The following is a 20,057-nucleotide window of genomic DNA, read 5'->3' as shown; positions in this document are numbered from 1 at the left end:
CTATGAAATCTCCTATAACTACTTTTATTACGCTAGTAATATTAAGTTTCACCTGCTGCGCTACAGATTTAGACAATGCCGGAGTAACGGAACAAGAAGTTATAAGCACCATGGATACCCCCTCAGACATGACCAATAAAGCTTTGGCCCAAGTTACTGCTGTAACAGTCAGTGGCAATGAGGACAATTACAATTTTAGCGTTACTATTGCAAGTCCTGATACCGGTTGTGCCCAGTATGCAGATTGGTGGGAAGTGATCGACACCAAAGGGAATCTTATCTATCGTAGGATTTTGGCACATAGCCATGTAGAAGAACAACCTTTTACACGTTCGGGAGGTCCTATTGCTATTAAGGCCGATACCGAAGTCTATGTAAGAGCCCATATGAATACCAGTGGATATGGCACTGTTGTTTTCAAAGGGACCGTTGAAAAGGGGCTTAGCGGCACTACCCTTGATGCAGATTTCGCTGGAAGTCTGGCCCAACAGCAACCATTACCCACAGGTTGTGCTTTCTGAGAATATATCATAGGAACATAAAAAAGGGGCTTTGCGAACAAAGCCCCTTTCTTTTTGTAAAAAACTTAATGCTACTCCCTGAGCAAGGATATAGTTTCTATTGTTTCATCCTCAAAATAGACTTTAGCAAAATACACCCCTTGTATTCCTTCCGGAATCGCAATGCTTCCTCCAGACCTATAGTCCTTCTTCACGAGAAGTTGCCCGTTAAAGCCATATATCTCTACAGATTTGATCGCGACACTCTTGTTATTTTTAATCTGAATACTACTGGTAAAAGGATTGGGGTAGACAATGGCATTTGCGCTAGTATAGGCAATACTATTTCGTCTTTCCAATTCAGAGGGATTTGTAATCAATTTACTTTCTGAAGACGAACGTAAACAGTTCACATTCAATTCCACCTTTTTCTGACACCGTTTTACGCCAGTGGAAACCGTAATAAATGCGGTATAAGTACCATTTTCAGTATACGTATGGACGTTTAGTGCATTGCCTTGAAGCTGAAAAGAACCACTTCCATCTCCTGGGTTTACAAAAACACTAGCACATTTATCTAAATCGGCCGGTAACGGAAAGATGTAAGAAGCACAATTGGAAGGTGAAGGGATGATCAAATCAATCACTTCTGTTAACATCTCGTCACAACTAGGACATTCCTCTACGAAGCAATCCACCGTTAATTCTACTTTCTCTTGACATCTTTTCAATCCATCCGTGAGCGTCAGTAAAACAGTATAGGTTCCGTTCTCCGTATAGTTGTGGATGTTGATTGCATTACTTGCCAATTGAAAGGGATCGCTTCCATCTCCCGGGTTTACAAAAACGTCGTAACATTCATCCAATTCTTCCTGAAAAGGAAAAACAAAAGATCCACAAGCTGCCGGGCCTGGTATGATTGCATTGATAATTTCAGCCGCGGCATCAGGGCAATCCAGGCATTTATCATCAAAACAATCCACCGTTAATTCCACTTTCTCTTGACATCTTTTCAATCCATCCGTAAGTGTCAGCAAAACAGTATAGGTTCCGTTCTCCGTATAGTTATGGATGTTGATTGCATTACTTGCCAATTGAAATGGATCACTTCCATCTCCTGGGTTTACAAAAACGTCGTAACATTCATCCAATTCTTCCTGAAAAGGAAAAACAAAAGATCCGCAAGCTGCCGGGCCTGGTATGATTGCATCAATAATTTCAGTCGCAGCATCAGGACAGTCGGGACATTTATCATCAAAACAATCTACCGTCAGCTGTACCCGTCTTCTACAAGTGTTAACCCCGTCAGAGGCAATGATAACAGCTGTATACGTCCCGTTTTCCGTATAATTATGAATATTGATCGCATTGCCCACTAAAAGAAAAGGATCGCTTCCATCTCCAGGATTTACAGTAATATCATAACATTCGTCCAATGCACTTTGTAATGGAAAAACATAAGACCCACATGCAACTGGACCAGGTATGATTGCATCAATTACTTCCGATAATGCCGTAGAGCAAGAAGGACATTCGGCTACTTCTACACAACTCACTTCAAATGTCGTGGTAGCACTGCTCACTTCACATTGCGAGCCATCTGGCAGTGTATAAGTAAGTGTCAGAGCAACTGTAAAATCTCCATTTTCCGTTGGGGTCAGCATTGGAAAGACCGCTGTAGAGGTTTCCCCATTGCTAAAACTCCAGTTGTAGGCAATATCAACAACACAGTCAGGTGATTCTATTAGTGCAAGAAAAGAGTATTTGCAATTTTCATCCACCTCAAAAGCAACAAATGGAGTGGTATTACATGCTTCACAGGGGGGGTCATCTGCCAAACGAAGACTAACATTATCTATATAATATGCTCCAATTCCATTGTTCAAAACTTCAACATTTGAAATAGTCCCTAAATACAGGTACTCCTGTCCGGCAATGGCACCTGTTGTAAACGTAAAAGAGATAGTATCCCAACCTGTCATATTGTTTGAAAACACATCATTTTCCAATAAAATTCCATTCGCATCATCTTCTATTGGAAGTTCTCCAACTCCTGGAGGAAATTGAAAAAAAGAACCCAAATAAGCCTGAAACTTGATTTGATTTGTACGATTGTCTGATCGCGACACATCAAAAACAAGTCTATATTCAGTATTTGGAGCTAAAGGAGTATCCAATTGGGTTCTCATGATTTCCCTGGCTCCTCCAGTAAAAAATATGCCTGCATAGGCATCACCTCCCGCTGTAGGGTTCACATCTTGGCTACCGGCCATATTTTCAGGAATTCTAACCGAACTAGAAGTAGCATTTCTATGATAATAATCTGGTGTACCTGCAGTTGGAGATGCCCAACCACAAGCTCTTTCAATTTGACTAATACTGAAAGGTACTTGGGAGAATTGCTCAAAATTTCCGTTCCTCACTAAATCTCCTGCTGTGGCATCTGGAACACAAGTAGTTGAATTTTCACTGGATCTTATGGCCAATGGATCCTGAGCATACAGGCTACAACTCATTAACACAATCCATAATAGTAACAGTTTTTTCATATGATATTATTTTCAAGGTTATACGTTAAAAGAAGCGAACATTATATTTTTAAGGCATACGAAAGTCCTCAAAGCTTCCTTTGTAGTAGAATTCTTAATTATATCTTTTGTTACCCACCTCCTTGGATATATTTTCAAAGAGCAACTTCCACATATAAAAGGATACCGTGTCATGCAATCATATGTAACTTAATTTGGAATGGCACAGTGTATTAAAAAAACAAAAAGCCCCAAGCGTCAAAGACACTTGAGACTTAAAAAAAAGAACCACCTTTTTTTACTTAAATCGTCTTAGGTTAATTTCCATGGACTCCCCTTCCCCATTGGTCAATGTTCCTACATTATCACAATTGCCATCACCAAAATCCAGGGTCGCCGTAGCATCTCCTCGACTTATGTCTACAATACCACTAACAATAAACCTACAGGCCAATTCCCTACGCAATGGAGTACTAATATTTTTTTGATACGTAAATCCGTTTCTATTGGTAAATGTCCTATTTCCAGAAATCAGAAAAACATTATCGCCCCAAACAGGAGTATCAAAACCTTCGATCCATTCCCGGGTCCTTGTCCCCGATATGCTTGCGGAAGTTTCATCGGGCCATGTAGCGATAAAATCAGCCGTAACCACAGATTGTGGGTTCTCATTTTCGTTTGCCCTAGTGCGCACAATAGAAGAGGAACCTGCTACGCCAACTCCATTAAAAACAAAATTTTCCAAGGAAAAATTTAAGGTCTTTTGCAACAACTCCATGTCCTTCTCAAAACTTAGAAAAATCGTTCCGCTTACGATATTGCCATTCGGCAACTCGCAAGATTCCCCAAATGCAATAGTCTTCTCACGTGTGGTAGCCGTTACCTCCGTAGTGATGGTAACACATTCTGGCAAAAAATTGGAATTGAACGGGACCTTGAAAAATAGCGAAACTTCTTCAGCCGTATAAATATCCTCTACGATATTGTTTACTTCTTCTGAAATTAGATCTGCTTCATCTACCAATTGAATTTCTGTTTCCGTAATGGTCGCATTCTGTACTTCCAATACCTCTTCTGTTTCGGTTACCCCATCATTTTCACACCCGATCAAGGCTCCAAACATCAGGAGTCCACATACTGCAATCTTTTTTTTCATTTTTCTTTTCATAATACTTTGGTTTTGTTAACTATATGATTGTAAGACCCGTGCTGTACAAAAAGGTTTAATTCTGCCCAGAAAAAATTGATATAAGCTATTGGCGTAGCAAAAAATATAGCTATATTTGCGGCTTGGTAGAAAAACTGCCACGTACATAAAAATTATTAAACTAATATTGGAATGTATTTATCAAAAGAAGTAAAAGCCGAAATTTTTAAAAAACACGGTAAATCAGAAAAGGATACAGGTACCGCTGAAGGACAAATTGCCTTGTTCACCTTCCGTATCAATCACCTAACAGAACACTTAAAAAATAATCGTCAAGATTTTAACACGGAGCGTTCTTTGGTAAAATTGGTAGGTAAAAGAAGAAGTTTGTTGGATTACCTGATCAAAAAAGATATCACAAGATACCGTGCTATCATCAAAGAATTAAATATACGAAAGTAATATTCAGGGGAGGCCATTGGCTTCCCCTTATTTTTTTTAGTACGCTTAAAAAAAGACCTTATATCACATAAGGCAGCATAAAAAAAGCTTATTTATAGTTTTTCATTGGTCAACAACGCACAACAACACAACCCTGACCGTCCGGTAAGACGGTAGACCATTGTTTAACAAAAAAACCTGCGAAAGAGACAGGTTATTAATTCAAACTTATGATTCCAAAAGTTTTTAGAGAGGTTATTGACCTCGGTGACGGTAGAGAAATCTCTATCGAAACTGGAAAATTGGCAAAACAGGCACATGGTTCTGTTGTTGTACAATCCGGTAAATGTATGTTACTGTGTACCGTAGTATCCAACTACAAACAAAGCGATGTGGATTTTCTTCCACTAACCGTAGACTATCGCGAAAAATTTGCTGCCGCAGGACGTTATCCAGGCGGATTTTTCAAAAGAGAAGCAAGACCCAGTGATGGAGAAGTATTGACAATGAGATTGGTAGATCGTGTATTGCGTCCGCTTTTCCCAAAAGATTATCATTCCGAGACACAGGTGATGATTCAATTGATGTCTCATGATGAAGATGTAATGCCAGATGCCATGGCTGGATTGGCAGCATCTGCCGCTATACAATTATCTGACTTCCCATTTGAATGTGCTATTTCAGAAGCACGTGTTGGACGTGTAAACGGAGAGTTCATCATTAACCCTACAAGGGCGCAATTGCTGGAAAGTGATATCGATATGATGATTGGCGCTTCTGCAGATTCCGTAATGATGGTAGAAGGGGAAATGGATGAAATCTCGGAAGAAGAGATGGTAGAGGCCATTAAATTTGCCCATGAAGCTATTAAAGTGCAATGTGCGGCGCAAATTAAATTGGCCGAGGCCTTTGGAAAAAAGGAAGTACGTGAATATGAGCCAGAGCGGGAAGATGAAGAATTGGCCCAAAAGATTCACGATATGGCCTATGATAAGGTATATGCCGTAGCCAAGGCTGGATCCGCCAAACATGAACGAAGTGCTGCTTTTGGGGAAATCAAAGAAGAAATCACTGCTACTTTCTCCGAAGAAGAATTAGAGGATTTGGGAGATTTGATATCCAAATACTACCACAAGGCCGAAAAGAATGCCGTTAGAGATCTTACCTTGAACGAAGGACTTCGTTTGGATGGAAGAAAAACAGATGAGATACGTCCAATATGGTGTGAAGTAGATTATCTTCCTTCCACCCATGGATCTGCCATCTTTACAAGAGGGGAAACACAGGCATTGGCTACAGTGACCTTAGGTACCTCCAGAGAAGCAAATCAGATCGACATGCCTTCTTATGAAGGTGAAGAAACCTTTTATTTGCATTACAACTTCCCTCCTTTTTCTACCGGAGAAGCAAGACCTATCAGAGGTACTTCCCGTAGAGAAGTAGGACATGGTAATCTTGCGCAACGTGCCTTAAAAGGTATGGTTCCCGCAGATTGCCCTTATACAGTCCGTGTAGTTTCCGAAGTTTTGGAATCCAACGGTTCCTCTTCCATGGCAACGGTATGTTCAGGTACTATGGCCCTTATGGATGCTGGGGTGCAATTGAAAAAACCAGTATCTGGTATCGCCATGGGATTGATTTCTGATGCCGATTCAGGAAATTATGCTGTATTATCGGATATCTTGGGAGATGAAGATCACTTGGGTGATATGGATTTCAAAGTAACCGGTACTGCAGATGGAATTACTGCTTGCCAAATGGATATCAAGGTAAAAGGTCTTTCTTATGAGATTCTTGTTAAAGCCTTAATGCAAGCCAAGGACGGAAGATTACATATTCTTGGAAAATTGACAGATACGATCGAAGCGCCGCAAGCTGATGTAAAACCTCATGCACCAAAAATGGTTACCGCAACCATTCCTGGAGAATACATTGGAGCGTTAATCGGACCTGGTGGAAAAGTAATCCAAGAATTGCAAAAAGAAACCAGCACTACTATTGTGATCAATGAGGATCCTGTAACTGAGGAAGGAATTGTAGAAATTTTAGGTACAGATCAAGCTGGAATCGATGCTGTATTGGCAAAAATAGATTCGATTACCTTTAAACCAGAAGTTGGAAGTATTTATGAAGTAAAAGTCATTAAAATGCTCGACTTTGGTGCAGTGGTAGAATATATGGATGCTCCTGGAAACGAAGTATTGTTACACGTATCTGAATTGGCTTGGGAACGCACAGAAAATGTGAGCGACGTTGTCAATATGGGCGATGTATTCGATGTGAAGTACTTCGGTATTGATTCCAGAACACGAAAGGAAAAAGTTTCTCGTAAGGCTATTTTACCTAAACCGGAAGGATATAAGGAAAGACCACCAAGAAATAACGATCGTGGAGGACGTAACGATAGAGGAAGAAACGGAGGCAGAGACAGAGACCGCAAGCCGAAAAGAGATTAATTCTTTTTAGTTTCAATAAAAAAAGCCCGCTTGGAAACCCAAGCGGGCTTTTTAGTGGTAAAAAATAAAAAAAAGAAAAGTGTCACGCAACCTTTTAGAAAGCACTAAGACTATCTAAGTAGAGTTGTTTAACCAAAAACCTTTTCTTATGAAGATTTCTTTTAAGCCTACTATCCTTATTCTATTTCTGGGAAGTATTTTTCTTGGCTGTGAATTTGAACCTATTGGAGATGAGAAAGAACGCAGCCTTATTCAACAAGAATCTGCCCTATATGGATACCTTGAAACCGTTAGCAGTGATCCAGAAACAACATTACTGGATGTAGGTTGTGTAGAGTTCGTGTACCCTTTTACCCTATTTGTCTATAACAACGACAGTATATTTGCCCGACGGGAAGCTGTTTTTAACAACAAAAACTTTATTGGCATTTTAACCACCCTGGAAAAAGAGTATTCCATAAGCCTAAGTTATCCCATACAAGGAACTTTAGAAGATGGTGAAAGTGTTGCAATCAATTCCAATGAAGAGTTAGAGGCTTCACTGGAGACCTGTATAGAAGAAACATTTGAAGAAATCATTGGTCTATGCAACGGTATTGTTTCTGAAATGGAATGTGTATGGGAAGTTACGGAGAGTTCAATTTCCGAAAGCCCTTATTTAGCTACGAATTTTAAACTGGAAGAGGATGGCAGTGTTACTTTTACCATAGGAGAAACTGCTTATAAAGGAACATGGGTTTTCTACTATATTGGAAACGAACTACATTTGAACATCAATTTTCAATCCATGGAAGATACTATGCTGGACATGGACCCCACGTTTTCTATAGAGGATGACTGGAATTTTGATTGGCAAATTATTCATATTGATACTGAAAAAATAATGTTCACAAATACAGAAGCTGTGGAGTATACCTTAGAACGACAATGTGAGGAAGAAGAAACAGATGATTCCGAGGAGCAAGAAAATTAACGCTTTATAATTAACGCTTGGATACACAACAACTGATATCGGGTTGTATCAAAAAAAATGCTAAGGCCAGGGAAGAGCTATATAATAGGTATAAAAACACTCTTTTTTCCATTAGCCTTAAATACTGTGCCTCTTATGTAGAGGCCGAAGATCATCTCCATGATATATTTATTGAGATTTTTGAAAAAATAAAGACGTATAAAGGGAAAGGCTCTTTTGAGGGGTGGATGAAGCGTATAGCGATCAATAAAGCCATTGATCGTTATAAGAAAAAAGTAAATTTTGAATCCTTACAACATCATACGCCCTATACCGAAGAAGATATCGCTATAGGAGCAGAAGCTTCTTCTCTTTCATTCGACTCATTAATGTCCTGTATTCATGGACTTTCACCTAAATATAGGATTATTTTTAGCCTATACGAGCTGGACGCATATTCCCATAAGGAAATAGCCGCGATGTTATCCATTACAACGGGTACTTCCAAATCCAATCTCCATAGGGCCAAGATATTGCTCAAAAAACAAATTCTCGAACTCGTTGAAGGAAAATCTAAAAACAGACGTTATGGGAAATAAAAAGGAAATAGGGCGTTTTTTTAGAGAACGGATCGGCACACAAGAAAGCGAGCCAAACGATTCGGTATGGGATGCTATCATTAGCACACTGGAAAGAAAGAGACGTTATCGTTTGTTTTTTCTGATTTTCGGAGGAATTATCGGAATCTCTGTTGGTCTTCTGATCTATAGGTCTTTTATTGCAAATAATACTTCTACTTTATCCACAAAAACACCTTTGGAATACCATCATAGGATAGAAAAGACCCCTTCTTCAACTATTCCAGAAGTTTTCGAAACGCATCAAAAAACATCCAAAACGTCACAAATACCCTATAAGAATGCTCAAAATGAAGTACAGGATACGCTTAGGGGTGATCAACAATCCGAAAGTACACATTCAAAGCCCTCCCTTCCTACTGTTGTTACCACCAAAGAAACATCAAAAAAAGGGGGCAGGTCAAAACCCAACCCTAAGACCTTTAATCGTATTACAAAAAATCGAGAGGAAGCCCCGGTAAAAGGGTCCGTCAACACTTTTTCAAATCCCAAATCCTCTTCGGAGGAATTTTATGATTCCAGTGCCTCTGATCAAGATTTAGGTATTGATTCACAGATAACACAGCTTTCCCAAAATACCACAACACAGATCTCTCCAAAGACAAAAACTTTTAAAGACAGGAACATTGGTTCTTCGCTTCGGGCTCAAAATAAACTGCAAAATACTCCTGTAATTACACGCGACAGTACACTAATTGAAAAAGACAGTACCGCCCTTAGCCCAAATTTACCGGAATCCAAAGAGGAGAAACCGGAGGATAATGAGGAAAAAAAACCGATGGATCAGCTATTGGACAGAGCCACAATTTCTGTCCATGCGGGCCCTATCTATTTTGGTAACCTTGCTTCAAAATACCCGATATTCAATGAAGGAGTAAACAGAAAAAAAGGCGCAGATATAGGATTTGCCTATGGATTTTTCATCCACACCATAGTGACTCCCAAACTTACTGTTAGTGCAGGGTTAAACAGGTTCAACATTAGTTATACCGCAAGAGACATTGCAGGGGGAGTTGATGCCTTCGGTCGTCCCGTCATTCTAGATAATAGCAACACGCGTTTTTTTCCTATTCTTTTGAATGCAGATCAAATCAACACTTTGAATACAGAATCCAATTTATCCATTACCCATAAAATAGCATATACCGAAGTTCCTGTAGAAATTGCTTATAGCCTGAACATGAACAAATGGAGCCTTCACGTTTTGGGAGGATTGGACATCCTCTTATTGCGAAAAAACAGCATCGACCTTAACAGTGCGTCCGTAGGCAGTATAGAAATTGGAACGGCGGATTACCTCAAAGAACTATCGTTTGGAAGTCATATAGGTCTAAACATTAAACACGAATTGACCAAAACCACATCCTTCTACCTAAAACCCCTTGTAAAATATCAATTTAGGGCAGATGATGGCATTCCTGCTTATCGTCCATTCTATTTTGGAGTTTTAACGGGACTGGAGTTCAAATTAAGGTAAGAGAAAGTTTTTAGTCTTGATCGGCACCGCCGTAGTATGCTATAGGCGTTTCAAAACCGATAACTTATTTTGGGCACATAGAAAAACTCCCCAATATCTTCTCGCAATGCCCCTTCTACTTTATAAGGGGCATATTGAAGTCCAATACTTATGGCTATTTCATGCGATAAAAAACGGTGTTCCCATTCCAGGTTTGGAGCAAATAAAATGGCCGTAATATTTTCATATTTCTTTTCGTCCTCGTCTCCAGTATAGAAAGGATTTCTTGCGTTTGTAGTGATATTTGAAATGCCAATACCCAAACCGATATTAAAACCCGTCTTATCTTTTGAAATCAGTGCTTTTTTAAATCGAAACATTCCATTGATCAACAAGGTTGCTTTTGCATTCACGGTATCTATGGTCCGCTGATACACAAAAGCTTCTTTTTGGGTAGGAATGGCAAATTGCAATACAAATTCCACGGCTTTTTTTCTTTTTAAGGGCAAAAGGGCTGAAGTTTCCAGCATCGGGGAGATTCCAAAAAATTCTTCCCGACCTTGTTGTGGAATAAGGACACCTGTTCCAATTCTAAACGAAATAGGTTCTCCTTCATCATTCACTCCATTGGTCCAAATACTGGAGTTTTCTCCCTGTTGAAGGGGTTGGGCAATAGCACCTCCAATAGGAATAAAATACAATATCCAAATGATATATTTCATACTATGATTTTTTTGGTTCTTAGCAAACCTATTGCTATAATCGCATTTTCAATATGGTATTTTGCAATAATCTTATTTATTTTTTGCGATAATCACAAAAATTTATATTTTACAGCATGTTTCAAGATATATTATTGCGACAATTACAAGAAGAGATTCCTGAGAACAGCTCACTCATTGATGCCGTTGCCACAGCATTACAAATTAGTTATGATGCTGCGCACCGCAGGGTGAGCCAAAAAAGCAAATTATCCTTATCAGAAGGAATTCAATTGGCAAAATACTATCATATTTCCCTAGATCGGCTAGTGGGTCATTCCCAAGACCAATATGTCATAGTAGAAAAAACAAAGCATATTAATAGTGAAAAGGAGCTGCAGGCTTATTTTGAAAACTCCTATCATTCCCTTACTCCATTATTGCGACAAAAGGAAAGTAGAATTATATATTCTGCCAAAGACATTCCCATATTCTATACACTTTCGGGGGATTTGCTCAGCAACTTCAAAATATATGTATGGTTAAAGTTATTGGACACCAATTTAGAATATAAAAGTTTTGAAACATTCGTTCCCAGTATTTCTTTGGTTCAAGCGGGGAAGCAATTGGGCAGTTTATATCATGACCTAACTACCACAGAGATTTGGGATATTACGACGATCAACAGTACCTTAAAGCAAATTCATTTTTACCATCAAGCGGGACTCATAACCACCACAACGGCCCTGGCGCTCTGTGTAGCCTTGAAAAAATTAATTGATCATATTATGGTTAAACTACAATCGAACAAAACAGCCTACCTTCTTTACTATAACGAACTTCTCTTGATGAACAATAATGTTTTGGTCAGCACCCCACAGCAACAATCCCTTTATGTTCCCTTCACCATCCTATCCTATTATAAAACGAATGACCCAACCACCTGCAAACAGGCCGCAGCATTCTTGGACAAACAATTACAGAGTTCCAAGTTATTGAATACCGCCGGTGAAAAAGAACGGAATTCCTTTTTTAGCAAAATCCATAAAAAAGTGGATGCACTTCATGAATTAATCCAAGCCACACAAATACTGGATTTTCAATAATTAAAGTATCGTATTGGTAAACGCTGCACATAAAAATGTAAAAATCAATTTTAAATTGTGTCGTTCATCGATTTTTTATGCATTTTAACCGAAATATTAAAAAAACATCACGGTTTTGTAACTTTCTAGTGATTCTTACGTATAACTATTTGCAGCCCATGCACAATGAACTTAATTTTTAGAAAGGAAATTTAAATGAGACAGCTTAAAATTACAAAACAGGTTACCAATAGGGAAACCGCTTCTTTAGACAAATATTTACAGGAAATAGGAAAAGTAGATCTTATTACTGCGGATGAAGAGGTAGAGTTGGCACAACGTATCAAGGCCGGTGATCAAATCGCCCTTGAAAAATTGACAAAAGCCAATTTAAGGTTTGTGGTATCTGTAGCAAAACAATATCAAAACCAAGGATTGACACTTCCTGATTTGATCAATGAAGGAAATCTTGGTTTAATTAAAGCTGCACAAAGATTTGATGAAACTAGAGGTTTTAAATTTATTTCTTATGCGGTTTGGTGGATTCGCCAATCTATTTTACAGGCTTTGGCAGAACAATCCCGTATTGTTCGTTTGCCATTGAACAAAATTGGTTCCATCAATAAGATTAATAAGACTTTTGCCTTTTTAGAGCAAGCCCATGAACGTATTCCTTCTGCAGAAGAAATTGCCAAGGAATTGGATATGACCGTGGAGGATGTAAAGCAGTCCTTAAAGAACTCAGGACGTCATGTATCTATGGATGCCCCATTAATCGATGGAGAGGATTCCAACCTTTACGACGTACTGCGTAGTGGGGAATCGCCAAATCCTGATCGTGATTTATTGCATGAGTCGCTTAGAACGGAAATCGAAAGAGCTTTAGAAACCTTGACTCCTAGAGAAGCAGATGTTATTCGCTTGTACTTCGGACTGGCCGGACAGCATTCTATGACTTTGGAAGAGATTGGTGAAACTTTTGATTTAACCCGTGAAAGAGTGCGTCAGATCAAAGAAAAAGCAATTCGAAGATTAAAACATACATCTAGAAGTAAAATATTGAAGACTTACCTTGGTTAATTCCAGTGAATTAGCAAATAAGGCGCAAATTAAATACAGCATAGAAATTCCAGATATTGGAATTCCAATTTAAAAATTGTATTTTGCGAATCTTAACAACAGTTTATCATGACTGTTCGTTTTTTGATTGATGAATAAACTCCGGCTGATTACCGGAGTTTTTTCATTTATTATAGTATCATTTCCTTACAGGGAATGCCGTATTCGCTTTAATGCCATAGCCCACAATTTAGTATCTTCGTGTAATCCTTATTTATACCACACGCTATGGACCCCATTGTATCCTCGGAATGGCTCAAAGCCAATATAGACAATCCCAACCTTATTCTGTTGGAAGCCCAATTAAATGCCAATCCTGCTGCTAGCTTAGCGACAAGCGGCATTCAAGAAATAAAAAACACTAGGGTATTCGATTTAAAAAATGATTTCTGTGATACGACATCTTCTTTTCCCAATACCCTTCCCAGCGCAGCCCAATTTGAAGCAAATTGTCGGGCATTGGGGATTAACAAATCCAGTATCATTGTCGTTTATGATCGGAAAGGTATTTACATCAGTCCTAGAGTATGGTGGTTGTTTCGGACAATGGGGCATTCGGCTGTTTATGTCCTCAATGGAGGCTTCCCTGACTGGGAACAGCAGGGTTTTACCACCGAAAACAGAACAGACCGCACATATCCCCTTGGGGACTTTAAATCTAGTTTTCAACCCGATAATTGGGTGGACTTTGATTTTGTAAAAACCAATACCCAAACACAGGATAACTTGGTCATCGATGCCCGTTCTGCGGATAGATTTCAAGGTATTGCCAGCGAACCAAGAAAAGGACTTCGAAGTGGACATATTCCCCACTCCCTGAACCTACCCTACACTACAGTACTGGAAAATGGAAAGTATAAAAGTAAACCGGAATTGAAATCGCTCCTAAACCCTATGATAACTGCTGGAAAAAAACTCATTTTTAGCTGTGGCTCTGGAATTACGGCCTGTATTATCTTACTTGCCTTTGAATTGATCAATGCAGACACCAAGGCGGTTTATGACGGGTCTTGGACGGAATGGGCACAGCGCAGTGAGGATTAAATCCATTCCAAAAAGGTGCTAACACCCCTACTCCCAATCTTTAGCGTTAAAAAACAGCCAATCTTTTTATTATAAAAAAGCATTCGCTTACTTTTGTTTCTATATGGGAAGACCAAAGAAATACAATCGTGAAGAGGTACTCCAAAAAGCAGTGCATGTTTTTTGGGAACACGGTTATGAAAATACTTCCGTACGTATGTTGGAGGAGCGCTTGGGAATCAATCAAAAGTCCTTGTATGCCGAATTTAGCAATAAAGAGCGTCTATTTCTGGAAGTACTGAAACACTATCAATTGTTTCACGGAAAAAATATTCTGGCACCTTTACTTCAATCAGAAGGCAATCTAGAAGATATTAGGACATTTTTCAATGATTTTGTAAAAAATGCAAAGTCGGGCACCCTGCCCAACGGCTGTTTATTGGCCAATACCATGATGGAATTTGGATCATCCAATACCAATGTCAAGACCGAGTTAGAAGGGTATTACCAGCTTATCTATGGTGCCTTTTTCAAAATGTTGACCAAAGCAAAGGAGAAGGGAAACCTGGGTATTGAAGCAGATGTCAGCAAATTGGCAAATTACTTATTTGGTTGTACCGAAGGCCTTATGGTCATTGTAAAAGTATTGGACAATAAGGCCCTATCCGCATATATTGAAGTAATCATGAAAAGCATAATTTAATTTTTTTAATCAAAATGTAAGCAGTTGCTTACTTATATACTGTATTTATGAAAAAGATAAACCCAAAAACAACAGCATTGATTTTAATTGAAATGCAAAATGATTTTCTTTCTCCGGAAGGAAAATTGAATGGCCTAGTATCCGACGTGGTTCAGGCAACGGATATTATAAATCACGTTAATATCTCGGTAGACGCAGCCCGAAAAGCCGATATTCCGGTTATATGGGTGCCTATAGAATTTTCCGAAGATTACCGGGAAATGGGTCAAAACCCTTACGGAATTCTAAAAGTAGTAAAAGATCATCAAGCCTTTATCAAAGGAAGCTGGGGTGCTGCACTCTATGATCAACTAGACGTTAGCTCCAATGATATTGTTATAGAAGGGAAGCATAACATCAGTGCCTTTGCCGGGACCAATTTGGAAGAAGTGTTGAAAGAAAAGGGAATAGACACCATCCTATTGGGCGGATTTTTATCCCATGTTTGCGTGACCGCTACAATGACTTCTGCTTATGATACCGGTTTTGACGTAATCACCCTTGTAGATGCTGTAGCTACAGCCGGTATGGAAGCACAGCAAAATGTCATTGCCCAGGTCTATCCTATGTTTTCAACGCCAGTTGAAGTAAGTTCCTTATCCACTATGTTTAATTTGGAAACTGCATCTTCTTAAGGCCTAAGGAAATAACAAAAGCTTTCTTGTTTTTTATTTTAACTTTATGGGAATGGCAGTTCAATTACTTTTTTGAACTGCCAATTTTCGTTCAATCCTAAGGACATACCCCCTTTGTTTGTATTCCAATTTAAGTTATGTCTTCAGAACTCGTCTATTTCATTACTTTTGTAGAGAATCTATTGATTTCTTCAAAATGAGCATAAAACGTATTGCACCTTCACTTTTGGCAGCCGATTTTGCCAATCTTCAACGCGATGTTGAGTTAGTAAACAATAGCGCAGCCGATTGGCACCATATTGATATTATGGATGGTGTTTTTGTACCCAATATTTCCTTTGGTATGCCTGTATTAAAGGCCATCGCCAAACATGCAACTAAAACCTTGGACGTGCATTTAATGATTGTAGATCCCGATCGTTATATTACCACATTTGCGGATCTTGGCGCTGATATTTTAACGGTACACTATGAAGCTTGCACGCATTTGCACCGTACACTACAGGCCATTAAGGCAGCAGGGATGCAAGGCGGGGTTGCTTTGAATCCACATACCAATATCTCATTATTGGAAGATAGCATCAACGATATCGACCTTGTCTGTATCATGAGTGTCAATCCTGGTTTTGGCGGACAATCCTTTATCGAAAATACCTATGAAAAAGTACGGGCGTTAAAGGCATTGATCAATAGAAAAAATGCAAGTACCTTAATTGAAATTGACGGTGGGGTAACTTCGAAAAATGCAAAGGCCTTGGTCGATGCGGGAGCCGATGTTTTGGTTGCAGGTAGCTTTGTTTTTAAGAGTGACGACCCCACAGCTACCATTAGTGCCCTAAAGGAACAAATTTTATGACAACACCTATACATGTCCTCATTGTTGGAGGAGGCCCCATTGGCATTGCTTGTGCCCTGGAAGCCAAGAAAAAAGGATTGACCTACGTCATCATTGAAAAGGGAGCCATTGTGAATTCCTTGTTCAATTACCCTATTAACATGCAGTTTTTCTCCTCTTCCGAAAAATTGGAAATCGATGATATTCCATTCATCAGCAAGGAAGCGAAACCAAAGCGAAATGAAGCCCTGGAATACTACCGGCGTATTGTGACTTCCAATCAGTTACATATTAAACTTTTTGAGCGCGTAGAGGAAATCAAACCCTCCAATGGAGGTTATACCGTGATATCCGATAAAAATACCTATACGGCATCTAACGTCATTATTGCCACCGGTTTTTATGATTTGCCCAATACCATTGATGTTCCTGGGGAGCATTTGGAAAAAGTATCTCATTATTACAAAGACCCACACTTTTATGCAAGTCAGAAATTAGCGGTCATTGGCGCCAGTAATTCTGCAATCGATGCTGCTTTGGAGTGCTATAGAAAGGGAGCCGATGTAAGTCTTATCATTCGAGGTCCTGAAGTAGGAAAACGGGTAAAATACTGGGTACGCCCCGACATTATCAATAGAATTGAAGAAGGCACGGTCAAAGCGTATTACAATACCACAGTAAAAGAAATTAAGGCCACCGAAATTATTTTGAATACTCCTGATGGTGAAGTTTCTTTGGAAAACGATTTTGTATTGGCATTAACTGGATACCGTCCCAATTTTGCCTTTTTAGAAAAAATGGGCATTGCACTTTCAAAGGATGGAAAAAAAATGCCGCAGTACCATGAAGAAACCATGGAAACCAATTTAGAAGGTCTTTATTTGGCGGGGGTTATTTGCGGCGGGACCGAGACGCACAAATGGTTTATAGAAAACTCTAGGATACATGCCAAGCGGATTATTGCCTCCATTTTGGAAAAAATGGGTAATATAGCCGAATAAAAGTAAAGATAGCTCCCTGTTTTCAGGGGTATGCATTTGGCCGAATTCCTTCTAGTACATCTAGACATTCCATGGCATCTTTGTAAGATGGAATCGCATTACTAAACTTTATACCCTATGCAGGTGTGTTTTTATGAAAATATCAGTTCCCGAAAAATATATGGGACACTCATTTTGTGGTGTTTCTATTTTATAGGGGTTCTGAACCCCCTACAGGCTCAGGACAGCATTCCACAAAACACCCAACGCTTTAATTTCTCCTTCCTTCCCAATACTTCCAAAAAATCCATGGAACCCTACTATAAAGCATTGAAAGCTGCGGAGTACGGTACGCAACGCTTTTCAGTCATTGAGCAATTGGCGGATCATCATATTAAAAAAGGCACCTCCGACTCTATTGTTTTTTACGGGAATCTGTACCTGCAAGAAATTAAGAATTGGGATCGCGAAGAAAAGGAAAAATTCAATTATTATACCCAAGCTTATTATATTCTCGGTGTTGGCAGCAGACTCAATGGCCTTCTAGACAATGCGGTCAAATGGCATATCAATGGAATCACGACTGCCGAAAATGCCAATAACAAGGCCTATCAATACCGGCATGCCATTGAATTGGCATTGGTTTACAAAGAAAAGAACAGCCCCCAAAAAGCCATTGCCACGGTGCAAGCGGCCCTGTCTTCCTTTCAGAAGGAAATTTCCACCTATAATGGGAAAGCAAAAAGGGTATTGGGAGACGCCTATTACGATCTAAAGGATTATGGCCAGGCCAAGACATATTATGTTCAGGCCATGCAAGAAAGCAAGGAACATGGGCAATTGGAAGAGGAATTACGAGCCAAACTTAAGTTGGGGACTCTCGCTGAAGAAGAAGGTCGTTTTGAGGAGGCCCTTTCCCTATACAATACGGTCAAAGAGGAAGGTCTACGCAATGGGTTCAATATCATTTACTTTGAAGGAACCATAAGGATCGGTAACTTATTTTATAAAGAAGGGAATTATGATGCTGCAACTATTGCCTTATCTACAGCCTACATCAATACCGTAGAACGAGGAAATCTACAATATCAGGCACAGAATCTAAACATTCAGCGTAAAGTCTTCTCTGCTAGGGGAGATTATGAAAACGCCTACGCCATTATGACGCAATTGGCCTATATTAACCATCAGATAAATAGCCAACAGCAACGAAAAATAACCAAGGAACTGGAAGTGCAATACGAAACCTTAAAAAAGGAAAAAGAAATCCTTAGTTTACAGGAAGAACAAATTGCCCAGGAAGCCGATCTCAATCGGCAAAAAACGATAAAAACCGCATTTTTAATAGGTTTTTTAGTGATTTTAATTCCTATTATCGCATTGCTTTATGTGTATTATCAGAAATTACAGGCACAAAGTCAACTTGCCAAGAAGCAGGAGGAAATCAATCTTCAAAAGGTAGCTTCCTTAGAACGGGAACAAGAGTTGAATCTGATCAAAGCCTCTATTGAAGGGCAGGATGAGGAACGAAAACGTATTGCTCAAGAACTCCATGACAGTATTGGAGGCAATTTGGCCGGAATTAAATTGCAGTTGTCCAGCATTTCGGAAGTTCCTGAAAAAATGACCGCAATTGGCAAACAATTGGATGATACCTATCAATTGGTTCGGGATATTTCCCATACCCTAATCCCGAAGAAATTTCGTCAAAATGAGCTAACACAATTGATCGCGGAATATAGTAACGCTATAGACAATTCCGGAACATTGGATATTAGTTTTCACCCCCACCCTATCTCGGAGATCAATAGCCTTTCTGAAAAGATTCAAATGGAATTGTTTAAAATTATTCAAGAACTGATTACCAATACCATGAAGCATGCCGAAGCCCAGAAAGTAGATATACATCTCAATCATTTGGGCGATAGCATCACTTTATTATTTGAAGATGATGGAAGGGGATTTGATCCGAAAACCACATCCGAAGGCATCGGTTTGGACAATATTCGGAACAGAGTGGCCATACTGTTAGGCACCGTTCATATTGATACCGCCCTAAATAGAGGCACTGTGGTCTCTATAGAAATCCCTATAAAAAAAGAAAACACATGAAATATCACCTCATCATTGCCGACGACCATAAAATGTTCATTGATGGATTATTGAGTATCCTAAAAGATGCTCCGGAGTTTTCCGTTACCCTTACGGCAAAAAACGGAGCGCAGGTGGCCAAATATCTAGACATCAATGGAGCTTCAGGAATCGACCTTTTAATTACAGATCTTACAATGCCGGAAATGGATGGTATTGCCTTGAACAAAATTGTAAAAGAGCAGTATCCTAGCCTAAAAACGCTAGTAGTAAGCATGCATATTGATGGTGGTATGATCGATAAGCTTATCCGAAACAATGTGGATGGCTATGTTCCAAAAAATGCCGAAAAAGAGGAACTATTAGAGGCGATACGCACCATTATTAAAGGCGAGAAATACTTTTCCACGGAAATAAAAAAAGCTTATACAGATGCCATGTTCTCCAATAAAAAAAGTAATGAAATTGCCTTGACCAAACGAGAAAAAGAAGTCCTAAAATTAATCGCTGAAGAATTTACGACCCAAGAAATCGCAGAAAGGTTGTTTTTGAGCAAGCACACTATAGAAAGTTACCGAAAAAACCTCATCTCCAAATTACAGGTAAAAAACCTGGCAGGACTCACCAAACACGCTATTAAAATTGGGCTTTTGGATGAATAATGTTTTTGAACGGATTCTTTCAAAAACGCCATTCTAGATACGCATTAACATACCTAAAAAACGAAG

At 39.2% G+C, this 20,057-nt stretch carries 18 protein-coding genes; 15 read left to right on the top strand and 3 right to left on the bottom strand.

Annotated elements, in window-relative coordinates:
- Positions 1-2 precede the first annotated feature (2 nt).
- Entirely contained in the window at positions 3-521 is a 519-nt protein-coding gene (locus tag ACEXOE_RS21135) for a hypothetical protein (RefSeq protein ID WP_394750856.1), read from the top strand.
- A 71-nt stretch (positions 522-592) separates the two neighbouring features.
- Here ACEXOE_RS21135 and ACEXOE_RS21130 read toward each other — a convergent pair whose 3' ends face one another.
- On the bottom strand, positions 593-3,049 hold the full coding sequence (locus ACEXOE_RS21130) for a T9SS type A sorting domain-containing protein (RefSeq protein WP_394750855.1): 2,457 nt from the start codon (positions 3,047-3,049) through the stop codon (positions 593-595).
- A gap of 277 nt (positions 3,050-3,326) precedes the next feature.
- Entirely contained in the window at positions 3,327-4,196 is an 870-nt protein-coding gene (locus tag ACEXOE_RS21125) for a hypothetical protein (protein ID WP_394750854.1), read from the bottom strand.
- Between the two features lie 171 nt (positions 4,197-4,367).
- On the opposite strand from ACEXOE_RS21125, the gene rpsO reads away from it, so the two are divergent.
- The 5 genes from rpsO to ACEXOE_RS21100 all read left to right on the top strand — a co-directional run bounded on the left by rpsO (position 4,368) and on the right by ACEXOE_RS21100 (position 10,139).
- Entirely contained in the window at positions 4,368-4,637 is a 270-nt protein-coding gene (gene rpsO / locus ACEXOE_RS21120) for a 30S ribosomal protein S15 (protein ID WP_394750853.1), read from the top strand.
- Between the two features lie 209 nt (positions 4,638-4,846).
- Positions 4,847-7,072, top strand: coding sequence for a polyribonucleotide nucleotidyltransferase (locus ACEXOE_RS21115; RefSeq protein WP_394750852.1), 2,226 nt, complete (start codon positions 4,847-4,849; stop codon positions 7,070-7,072).
- Positions 7,073-7,220: 148 nt separating this feature from the next.
- The gene (locus ACEXOE_RS21110; protein WP_394750851.1) at positions 7,221-8,045 is read left to right on the top strand and encodes a hypothetical protein; all 825 of its coding nucleotides are present in this window, start codon (positions 7,221-7,223) and stop codon (positions 8,043-8,045) included.
- Between the two features lie 17 nt (positions 8,046-8,062).
- On the top strand, positions 8,063-8,623 hold the full coding sequence (locus ACEXOE_RS21105; protein ID WP_394750850.1) for an RNA polymerase sigma factor: 561 nt from the start codon (positions 8,063-8,065) through the stop codon (positions 8,621-8,623).
- On the top strand, positions 8,613-10,139 hold the full coding sequence (locus ACEXOE_RS21100) for a hypothetical protein (RefSeq protein ID WP_394750849.1): 1,527 nt from the start codon (positions 8,613-8,615) through the stop codon (positions 10,137-10,139). The genes ACEXOE_RS21105 and ACEXOE_RS21100 overlap by 11 nt, the downstream gene beginning before the upstream one ends.
- 50 nt (positions 10,140-10,189) lie before the next feature.
- On the opposite strand, the gene ACEXOE_RS21095 is transcribed toward ACEXOE_RS21100, so the two are convergent.
- Complete coding sequence (locus ACEXOE_RS21095) at positions 10,190-10,840, bottom strand: hypothetical protein (RefSeq protein WP_394750848.1); 651 nt, start codon at positions 10,838-10,840, stop codon at positions 10,190-10,192.
- A 116-nt stretch (positions 10,841-10,956) separates the two neighbouring features.
- On the opposite strand from ACEXOE_RS21095, the gene ACEXOE_RS21090 reads away from it, so the two are divergent.
- The 9 genes from ACEXOE_RS21090 to ACEXOE_RS21050 all read left to right on the top strand — a co-directional run bounded on the left by ACEXOE_RS21090 (position 10,957) and on the right by ACEXOE_RS21050 (position 19,991).
- Positions 10,957-11,925: a helix-turn-helix domain-containing protein gene (locus ACEXOE_RS21090; RefSeq protein ID WP_394750847.1), complete on the top strand. Its 969-nt coding sequence runs from the start codon at positions 10,957-10,959 to the stop codon at positions 11,923-11,925.
- Positions 11,926-12,120: 195 nt separating this feature from the next.
- Positions 12,121-12,984: a sigma-70 family RNA polymerase sigma factor gene (locus ACEXOE_RS21085; RefSeq protein ID WP_394750846.1), complete on the top strand. Its 864-nt coding sequence runs from the start codon at positions 12,121-12,123 to the stop codon at positions 12,982-12,984.
- A gap of 267 nt (positions 12,985-13,251) precedes the next feature.
- On the top strand, positions 13,252-14,067 hold the full coding sequence (locus tag ACEXOE_RS21080; RefSeq protein ID WP_394750845.1) for a sulfurtransferase: 816 nt from the start codon (positions 13,252-13,254) through the stop codon (positions 14,065-14,067).
- Between the two features lie 103 nt (positions 14,068-14,170).
- On the top strand, positions 14,171-14,749 hold the full coding sequence (locus tag ACEXOE_RS21075; RefSeq protein ID WP_394750844.1) for a TetR/AcrR family transcriptional regulator: 579 nt from the start codon (positions 14,171-14,173) through the stop codon (positions 14,747-14,749).
- A 47-nt stretch (positions 14,750-14,796) separates the two neighbouring features.
- Positions 14,797-15,423: a cysteine hydrolase family protein gene (locus ACEXOE_RS21070; RefSeq protein ID WP_394750843.1), complete on the top strand. Its 627-nt coding sequence runs from the start codon at positions 14,797-14,799 to the stop codon at positions 15,421-15,423.
- Positions 15,424-15,619: 196 nt separating this feature from the next.
- Complete coding sequence (rpe, locus tag ACEXOE_RS21065; protein ID WP_394750842.1) at positions 15,620-16,279, top strand: ribulose-phosphate 3-epimerase; 660 nt, start codon at positions 15,620-15,622, stop codon at positions 16,277-16,279.
- Positions 16,276-17,259, top strand: a complete 984-nt coding sequence (locus ACEXOE_RS21060) for a YpdA family putative bacillithiol disulfide reductase (RefSeq protein ID WP_394750841.1) — start codon at positions 16,276-16,278, stop codon at positions 17,257-17,259. Before rpe ends, ACEXOE_RS21060 begins: the two co-directional genes overlap by 4 nt.
- 117 nt (positions 17,260-17,376) lie before the next feature.
- On the top strand, positions 17,377-19,350 hold the full coding sequence (locus tag ACEXOE_RS21055) for a tetratricopeptide repeat-containing sensor histidine kinase (RefSeq protein WP_394750840.1): 1,974 nt from the start codon (positions 17,377-17,379) through the stop codon (positions 19,348-19,350).
- The gene (locus ACEXOE_RS21050) at positions 19,347-19,991 is read left to right on the top strand and encodes a response regulator (protein ID WP_394750839.1); all 645 of its coding nucleotides are present in this window, start codon (positions 19,347-19,349) and stop codon (positions 19,989-19,991) included. Before ACEXOE_RS21055 ends, ACEXOE_RS21050 begins: the two co-directional genes overlap by 4 nt.
- Positions 19,992-20,057: the final 66 nt, after the last annotated feature.

This window comes from Spongiimicrobium salis (genome assembly GCF_043678055.1).
GTDB classification, from domain to species: domain Bacteria; phylum Bacteroidota; class Bacteroidia; order Flavobacteriales; family Flavobacteriaceae; genus Spongiimicrobium; species Spongiimicrobium salis.
Note: the sequence above shows the minus strand (reverse complement) of the source record. Positions and strands in the feature narration are given on the sequence as shown.

Coding starts and splice junctions, on each gene's coding strand:
- ACEXOE_RS21125 (WP_394750854.1), bottom strand. CDS start 4,196: ATGAAAAGAAAAATGAAAAAAAAGATTGCAGTATGTGGACTCCTGATG.
- rpe (WP_394750842.1), top strand. CDS start 15,620: ATGAGCATAAAACGTATTGCACCTTCACTTTTGGCAGCCGATTTTGCC.
- ACEXOE_RS21075 (WP_394750844.1), top strand. CDS start 14,171: ATGGGAAGACCAAAGAAATACAATCGTGAAGAGGTACTCCAAAAAGCA.
- rpsO (WP_394750853.1), top strand. CDS start 4,368: ATGTATTTATCAAAAGAAGTAAAAGCCGAAATTTTTAAAAAACACGGT.
- ACEXOE_RS21095 (WP_394750848.1), bottom strand. CDS start 10,840: ATGAAATATATCATTTGGATATTGTATTTTATTCCTATTGGAGGTGCT.
- ACEXOE_RS21060 (WP_394750841.1), top strand. CDS start 16,276: ATGACAACACCTATACATGTCCTCATTGTTGGAGGAGGCCCCATTGGC.
- ACEXOE_RS21085 (WP_394750846.1), top strand. CDS start 12,121: ATGAGACAGCTTAAAATTACAAAACAGGTTACCAATAGGGAAACCGCT.
- ACEXOE_RS21110 (WP_394750851.1), top strand. CDS start 7,221: ATGAAGATTTCTTTTAAGCCTACTATCCTTATTCTATTTCTGGGAAGT.
- ACEXOE_RS21070 (WP_394750843.1), top strand. CDS start 14,797: ATGAAAAAGATAAACCCAAAAACAACAGCATTGATTTTAATTGAAATG.
- ACEXOE_RS21050 (WP_394750839.1), top strand. CDS start 19,347: ATGAAATATCACCTCATCATTGCCGACGACCATAAAATGTTCATTGAT.
- ACEXOE_RS21115 (WP_394750852.1), top strand. CDS start 4,847: ATGATTCCAAAAGTTTTTAGAGAGGTTATTGACCTCGGTGACGGTAGA.
- ACEXOE_RS21100 (WP_394750849.1), top strand. CDS start 8,613: ATGGGAAATAAAAAGGAAATAGGGCGTTTTTTTAGAGAACGGATCGGC.
- ACEXOE_RS21090 (WP_394750847.1), top strand. CDS start 10,957: ATGTTTCAAGATATATTATTGCGACAATTACAAGAAGAGATTCCTGAG.
- ACEXOE_RS21130 (WP_394750855.1), bottom strand. CDS start 3,049: ATGAAAAAACTGTTACTATTATGGATTGTGTTAATGAGTTGTAGCCTG.
- ACEXOE_RS21135 (WP_394750856.1), top strand. CDS start 3: ATGAAATCTCCTATAACTACTTTTATTACGCTAGTAATATTAAGTTTC.
- ACEXOE_RS21080 (WP_394750845.1), top strand. CDS start 13,252: ATGGACCCCATTGTATCCTCGGAATGGCTCAAAGCCAATATAGACAAT.
- ACEXOE_RS21055 (WP_394750840.1), top strand. CDS start 17,377: ATGCAGGTGTGTTTTTATGAAAATATCAGTTCCCGAAAAATATATGGG.